This is a genomic window from Kitasatospora sp. NPDC059571 (assembly GCF_042735675.1).
Lineage (GTDB): Bacteria > Actinomycetota > Actinomycetes > Streptomycetales > Streptomycetaceae > Kitasatospora.
This window is the reverse complement of sequence record NZ_JBHWBW010000094.1, coordinates 1,701-7,519: the sequence shown is the minus strand read 5'-3', so window position 1 is coordinate 7,519 and position 5,819 is coordinate 1,701. Positions and strand designations below refer to the sequence as shown.

At 73.6% G+C, this 5,819-nt stretch carries 7 protein-coding genes; 2 read left to right on the top strand and 5 right to left on the bottom strand.

The genetic code is table 11. The features are described 5' to 3' along the window. From ACFV0G_RS13890 to ACFV0G_RS13880, 3 genes are all read right to left on the bottom strand, one after another. Positions 1-644: hypothetical protein (locus ACFV0G_RS13890; RefSeq protein ID WP_380546217.1), on the bottom strand; the 644-nt coding region annotated here is incomplete at its 3' end. A 142-nt stretch (positions 645-786) separates the two neighbouring features. Then, complete coding sequence (locus ACFV0G_RS13885; RefSeq protein WP_380546215.1) at positions 787-1,626, bottom strand: SMI1/KNR4 family protein; 840 nt, start codon at positions 1,624-1,626, stop codon at positions 787-789. 50 nt (positions 1,627-1,676) lie between these two features. Further along, the gene (locus ACFV0G_RS13880) at positions 1,677-2,666 is read right to left on the bottom strand and encodes a helix-turn-helix transcriptional regulator (RefSeq protein WP_380546213.1); all 990 of its coding nucleotides are present in this window, start codon (positions 2,664-2,666) and stop codon (positions 1,677-1,679) included. A gap of 154 nt (positions 2,667-2,820) precedes the next feature. Between ACFV0G_RS13880 and ACFV0G_RS13875 the strand changes: the two genes are divergently transcribed. Beyond that, positions 2,821-3,243, top strand: coding sequence for a VOC family protein (locus ACFV0G_RS13875; protein ID WP_380546211.1), 423 nt, complete (start codon positions 2,821-2,823; stop codon positions 3,241-3,243). Positions 3,244-3,315: 72 nt separating this feature from the next. Continuing rightward, positions 3,316-4,434 (top strand): winged helix DNA-binding domain-containing protein, encoded by a 1,119-nt coding sequence (locus tag ACFV0G_RS13870; RefSeq protein ID WP_380546209.1) that lies wholly within the window; start codon positions 3,316-3,318, stop codon positions 4,432-4,434. Between the two features lie 4 nt (positions 4,435-4,438). Here the strand turns inward: ACFV0G_RS13870 and ACFV0G_RS13865 are convergent, their stop codons facing one another. Next, the gene (locus tag ACFV0G_RS13865; RefSeq protein WP_380546207.1) at positions 4,439-4,984 is read right to left on the bottom strand and encodes a GNAT family N-acetyltransferase; all 546 of its coding nucleotides are present in this window, start codon (positions 4,982-4,984) and stop codon (positions 4,439-4,441) included. Positions 4,985-5,090: 106 nt separating this feature from the next. Beyond that, positions 5,091-5,657, bottom strand: coding sequence for a 1,4-alpha-glucan branching protein (locus ACFV0G_RS13860; protein WP_380546205.1), 567 nt, complete (start codon positions 5,655-5,657; stop codon positions 5,091-5,093). Positions 5,658-5,819 lie beyond the last annotated feature (162 nt).

Below are 5,819 nucleotides of genomic sequence, written 5' to 3'. Positions count from 1 at the left end.
AGCCCGCAACAACGTCGGGGCCCACGAACCACCCGGGGGCGCCAGGCCCGCGGGGTGGCGGGGGCCCCCTGCCACCCCGGCAGTACCGGGCGCCGGGCGTCCACCGCGGCAGGTCCCGCCGCGACCAGCGCGCGGGTCGCGGCACAGTGCAGTTCGCGGTCACCGACCGACCCGGTGAGCACGGCCACCAGCCCCGGCACCGCACCGGCGTCACCGCGACGCGCGGCCAGGCCGGTCAGTGCCGGCAGGGCGACGGGGCGCTGCGCCGTGCTCAGGCGGACGAGAAGTGGCACGAGGCGGTCATCAGGACACCGGACGACCGCGCGCACCAGCTCCACGTCCCAGGGCAGGTCAAGGGCGGGAGCCAGTCGGACCATCGCATCGAGACAGCCTTCCGCCGCCGGTCGGCAAAGACCGAGGACGAGCTCCCGGGCACAGGCACAGCAGACGGGTGCGGCCGCCCCCGGCGCGGCGATCATGGTCTCGGCGGCCCGGACGAGGGCGGCCGGGGAGGGCTCCGCCCCGTTCTGCCGGGTGATCAGCACGTGCGGCCGCCCTGCCGGGGCATCTGCCGCCCCGTCACACACCCCTGCGCGCCGTCGGCGGATCCCGCACAGCGCGGCATCCTGCGGGTCGACATCCATGACAGTGATCCAACCCGCCGGAGTGCCACGGTGCGAAGCGATTTCAGGCCCGGCCGCCGCCCGTCCCGGCGCGGCCCGACCGCACGGGGGAGGGGCCGCCACGGGCGCCGATCGGGTCGGGCAGTCGATCCGTCCGGACGTGTCAGCTCCAGACGGGTTCGCCGCGGTGCGTCGTCGTGGCCAGGACGTCGCAGCCCATCCGGCGGGCTGCGGCGAGCAGGGTCGTGCGGACCCGGTCCTCGTCCTCGGGCGGGAACGCGACGCGGATCTGGTGGCCGTAGCCCGTTTCGTAGGTGAGGTTCCAGCCGAGCTCGGTGGCGGCGAAGTGGTCCTGGCGCTCTCCGTCGCTCGACCAGCCGCCGCGGTCGGCGGTCGGGGAGAGGGCGTCGCGCAGGATGCGGAGGCGCTCGGGGTACCTCCGCCGGCCCTCGTTCAGCCTGAGGTAGACGTGCCGGAGTTCGCGGAAGGGCTCGAACCAGGGTGTCGTGACGTGCTCGTTGGCGGAGAAGACGGTCGTGTTGAGTCGTCCGCTGAGCCAACCGTGCAGGAAGCCCACCGCGTTGGTGTCATGGGCGTCGTAGTGCCAGCCGCGTGGGTTCCAGGAGACGACCCTCCAGGTGTCCGGGTGCCCCTGGGTCAGCCAGCAGAGCCGGTCGCCGTTGTCCGTGCCGGCCCATTCCAGCAGGCCGCCGGCCTCCGGGTAGTACGGGTACGGGCACAGATTCGGGTTCTCCTTGCGAAAGGACGCTTCGCTCGCCAGCAGTCGCCGTGCGGACCGGAGCAGGAGCTCGTGGCTGCCGAACGGGGTGAGCGGGGTGATGAAGTCGACGAACTGGCCGAGCCCGTAGGCGGCGGTGAGGGACTTGAAGTCGGCGGGGAGCTGCAGGCCGAGAGATTCTTCGACCTGCAGCCAGTCACCGCTCGCGTCCCTCGGGTGGGCCGGTGGCGGTACCAGGGCGACCAGGTCGTCGATCGTCGTCATGCCGGCGAGGCTATCGGCCGCGCGACCCCGGCGGATGCCCGGGCCCGGGGTCAGGACGGTGCGGTGCTGCGGGCGGCCCGGGCGTAGCGGGTGGCGAGTTGTGCGAAGGCCTCGCGGAGCTCGGGTGGGCCCACCACCTCGATGTCGGTGTCGAAGCGGCCGAGGGTGGTCGCGAGGCCGGCCCACGACCAGGAGCCGAGGACGAGCCTGCACCGGTCGGGGCCCAGCGCTTCCACCGTTCCCTCCGGGACGTAGCGGGCGACGGTGCCGGCGGGGAGGCCGAGGACGACCTCGCCCCGGCAGGGCCAGTCGGTGCCGATGCCGTCGTTGCCGCGGAACCGGCTGGTGATGAAGGCGGAGACGTCCCCGCCGGGGACCTCGCGCGGGGTGAAGCGGGGCCCGGTGGGGGTGCGGGGGCGGATCCGGTCGACGCGGAAGGTCCGCCAGTCCTCGCGGTCCAGGTCCCAGGCCAGGAGGTACCAGTGGCCGCGCCGTGTGACCAGGTGGTGGGGCTGTGTCCGGCGGGGAGCCTCGGCGGAGGTGCGGTCCGGCCCGTAGTCGAAGCGGAGCTCGGCGTGGGTGTGGATGGCGGTGCCCAGGTCCACCAGGACCTGGGAGTCGACCCCGGCCGTGCGGTCCTCCTCGGGCGGCCGGACGGCCGTGGCCTGGAGCAGGTCGATCCGGTGGCGCAGCCGCGGCGGCATGACCTGGCGGACGGTGGCCAGGGCGCGTGCGGCGTCCTCGCCGATCGTGGGTCCGGCGGCGGCGGTCTGCAGGGCGAGGGCCAGGGCGACGGCCTGGTCGTCGTCGAAGAGCAGCGGCGGCAGGTGCGAGCCCGCATCCAGCCGGTAGCCGCCGGCCGGGCCCCGGAAGGTCAGGATCGGGTACCCGAGGTCCCGCAGCCGGTCGATGTCGCGGCGCACCGTGCGCGGGGTGGTGTCGAGCCGCTCGGCGAGATCGCTGCCGGACCAGTCGCGGCGCGTCTGGAGCAGCGAGAGCAGCGCGAGCAGCCGCGAGGACGTCTTCTGCACACCCGCCATTGTGTCCGAAGTACCGGACACATCCTGTCCGCTACCCCTGTCAGGGTGGGGACCGGGCCACCGGAGGAGCATCGCTCCGGGGCGCGGTGGCCGCGCCGGGCCGGGTCCCCCGCAGCGGCGCACATTCGAACGGACCGAGGGCAAGGAGCAGCTCATGGCTGTCACGACCACCACCCACCTGAACTTCCGGGGCGCCGCACGCGATGCGCTCGACTTCTACCGGTCGGTGTTCGGCGGGCGCACCGCCGTCGTCACCTACAAGGACGCCGGCGCCGTCCCGAACGAGAGCGAGGCGGACTGGGTGATGTGGGGCGAGACCGTCGCGGACAGCGGGTTCCACGTCATGGCGTACGACGTGCCCTCCGCGACGGCCTGGGACCAGGGCGACAAGCCGTTCTTCGTGTCCGTCCGTGGCGACGACACCGACGAGATCGACGCCCTCTGGCAGAGGCTCGCGGAAGGCGCGACGGTGCTGCGGCCGCTGGAAGCCGCGCCGTGGGCGCCGCTGTACGGCATGGTCACCGACCGCTTCGGCGTCACCTGGGTCCTGGACGTCGCCGCTCCCCACAACGGCTGACCGGCCGCCGCGCCGCACGGCACGGCCGGCAGGAACCAGCCGACCCTCCACCGCCGACACCGCGAGAAGAGCATGACCGTCCTCGACGCCCGCGCCCTCAACCGGGCCACCCTCGCCCGTCAGTACCTGCTGGACCGCACGGACACCCCCGTCCGCGAGGCGGTCGCCCACCTGTGCGGAATGCAGGCGCAGCTGCCCCAGGAACCCTTCACCGGCCTGTGGTCCCGGTTGCGCGCCTTCGAGCCGGGCGAGCTCGACGCGGCGCTGACCGGACGCCAGGTCGTGCGAACGCACCTGATGCGCCGCACCGTCCACCTCGTCACCGCCGACGATGCGCTGGCCTGGCGGGCGCGCCACGACGCCATGCTGCGCCAGCGGGTGACGGCCACCTACCGGCGTGAACTCGCGGGTGTCGACCTGGACGAGGCCGCCGCCGCAGGCGAGGCCGTGATGGCCGACCGGCGGCCGCGCACCATGGCCGAACTCGTCGAGGCGCTCCGGGACCGCTGGCCCGCGCCCCCGCGCCGGGCCCTCGGCGAGCTGCTCGTCGCAGCCCTCGTCCCGATGGTCCAGCTCCCGCCCCGCGGCCTGTGGCGCACGACGGCCGGCGTCCGCAACCTGCCGATGGCCGGCTGGCTCGGGCGGGACATCGCTCCGCTCCCCGCCGATGCGAGTGATCCGGTCGGGCAGCATCTCGTACGGCGCTACCTCGCCGCCCACGGACCCGCCACCACCGCGGACCTTCGCGCCTGGTGCGGTCTCGCCGGACTGCCCGCCGCGGTCAGAGCCGTCCGGGAGGAACTCGTGACCTTCCGCGACGAGCGCGGCCGCGAACTCCTCGACCTGCCCGACGCACCGCGCCCGGACCCGGACACCCCCGCACCCGTCCGGTTCCTGCTGGCCTTCGACAACGCGATCCTCGGCTACCGGGACCGCAGCCGCATCATCGACGACGCCCACCTCGGCCTGTCCGTCGCCGGGCAGCGCGCCGTTCTCGTCGACGGACGGGTGGCCGCCACCTGGACCACCACCGATGACCGGCTCGGCATCGCCCCGCTGCGCCCCCTCTCCGCCGCGGAGCGCGAAGCGGTCCGTGCCGAGGCCCGCGCCCTGGCCGTCCTCCACGACGCGGACCCCGAACGCGTGCACATCGACACCGCCACCACCGGCGTCACGGCCGCCGCCGGGTGAGGGCCTACCCGAGGACGAGTTCGTGCTCGACGGACGACTCGTCGCCCGGGACGGGCACGGAGCGGCCGCTGCGGGTGAAGCCGATCTTCCGGTAGAAGGCCTCGGCCCGCCGGTTGTCCTGGTGCACGTAGAGGCGGACGCGCGAGACCTTGGGTTCGTCGAGCTCGTGGGCGAAGGCGATCGCCGCGTCGAAGAGGGCGCGGGCCAGCCCGGTGCCGCGCTGTTCCGGGCGGACGAACACACCGACCAGGTGGGCCTGGTCGATGTCCACCGGCCCGCCGAAGACGTCCCCGCGGCCGGCCCGCTCGATCAGGACCGTCACCGATCCGTCCCAGTCGCCGTCCGCCCGCTCGGCGACGAACTGCTGGGTGATCATGTCGCTGCGGGAGCCGGCCGCGCGCTCCTGCCAGAACTCGTCCGGCCTGGCGGCGGCGTTGTCGTAGGTGTCCAGGAAGGCGATTCCCGCGACCGGATCCCGCAGCGCGTCCAGGCGCAACTCCTTGACGCGCTGCCAGTCCTCGGCGGTGACGGTTCGTATGACGTGATTCATGCGCCGATCCTCGGCGCGCGCGGATTTCGGGCGCAAGCGGATTTCGGGCGGTCGCACCCCGGCATGCCGCCCGCCCCACCGGCGCGACACTGCCGGGGGAGCGACGCTACCGGGCGGAGACGACGACGCCCTCCGCGCGCGTCCCGTCCGGGAGCTGCCAGGACGCGACGACCGTCCCGGAAGCGTCGTCCGCCGCGGGGCCGAGGACCCGATGCACCACGGGCGCCGCGGTGTCGAGGTCGGTGGCCGCCACCCGCACGGACCGGTCCGGGGTGTCGCTCTCGCTCTGCGCCTGCGCGACCGTCTCGCCGCGGACCAGTGCCGTCAGGCGCGCGACCAGCACCGGGTCGTGGACGCCGTCGTAGATCCAGCGGGTACCGAGGACGCCGTGCTCGGACGTCCCGATCAGTGCCCCTGCCGCTGCGTCCACGCCGTCGAGCGGAGCCCCGCGGTAGGTCAGCGGCAGGAGGTAGGCGACCGGCTCGGCCGACGAGGCGTCAGTGACGATCATGAACTCGATGCCGACCTCCCCGGCCGGGTCGTCCAGACGGAAGCCGCCGGCCTTCGCGAGCTTCGGCTCCGGACCACCCCGGTACCAGGGCTGGGTCGGCAGCCACGCGGTGAGCAGCTCCAGCTTGGTGGGGCTCATCGTCGTGCGGTGGATGACGGCCACTGCAACTCCTCGGATCAACTATCGGCCATTGATGATCCTTTTATACGCCCGAAGACCTGGCCGGCGAGGGCGGGCCGATAGGACCCGCCCCCCCCCGACAGCGCCAAGAGCGTAACAAAGTTCCGGGTGATGTAACAGATGTTGAAAATCACAAGACCGCCC

Excerpts from the sequence above, each read along its gene's own strand:
- ACFV0G_RS13885 (WP_380546215.1), bottom strand. The coding sequence starts at position 1,626 with ATGACGACGATCGACGACCTGGTCGCCCTGGTACCGCCACCGGCCCAC.
- ACFV0G_RS13880 (WP_380546213.1), bottom strand. The coding sequence starts at position 2,666 with ATGGCGGGTGTGCAGAAGACGTCCTCGCGGCTGCTCGCGCTGCTCTCG.
- ACFV0G_RS13875 (WP_380546211.1), top strand. The coding sequence starts at position 2,821 with ATGGCTGTCACGACCACCACCCACCTGAACTTCCGGGGCGCCGCACGC.
- ACFV0G_RS13870 (WP_380546209.1), top strand. The coding sequence starts at position 3,316 with ATGACCGTCCTCGACGCCCGCGCCCTCAACCGGGCCACCCTCGCCCGT.
- ACFV0G_RS13865 (WP_380546207.1), bottom strand. The coding sequence starts at position 4,984 with ATGAATCACGTCATACGAACCGTCACCGCCGAGGACTGGCAGCGCGTC.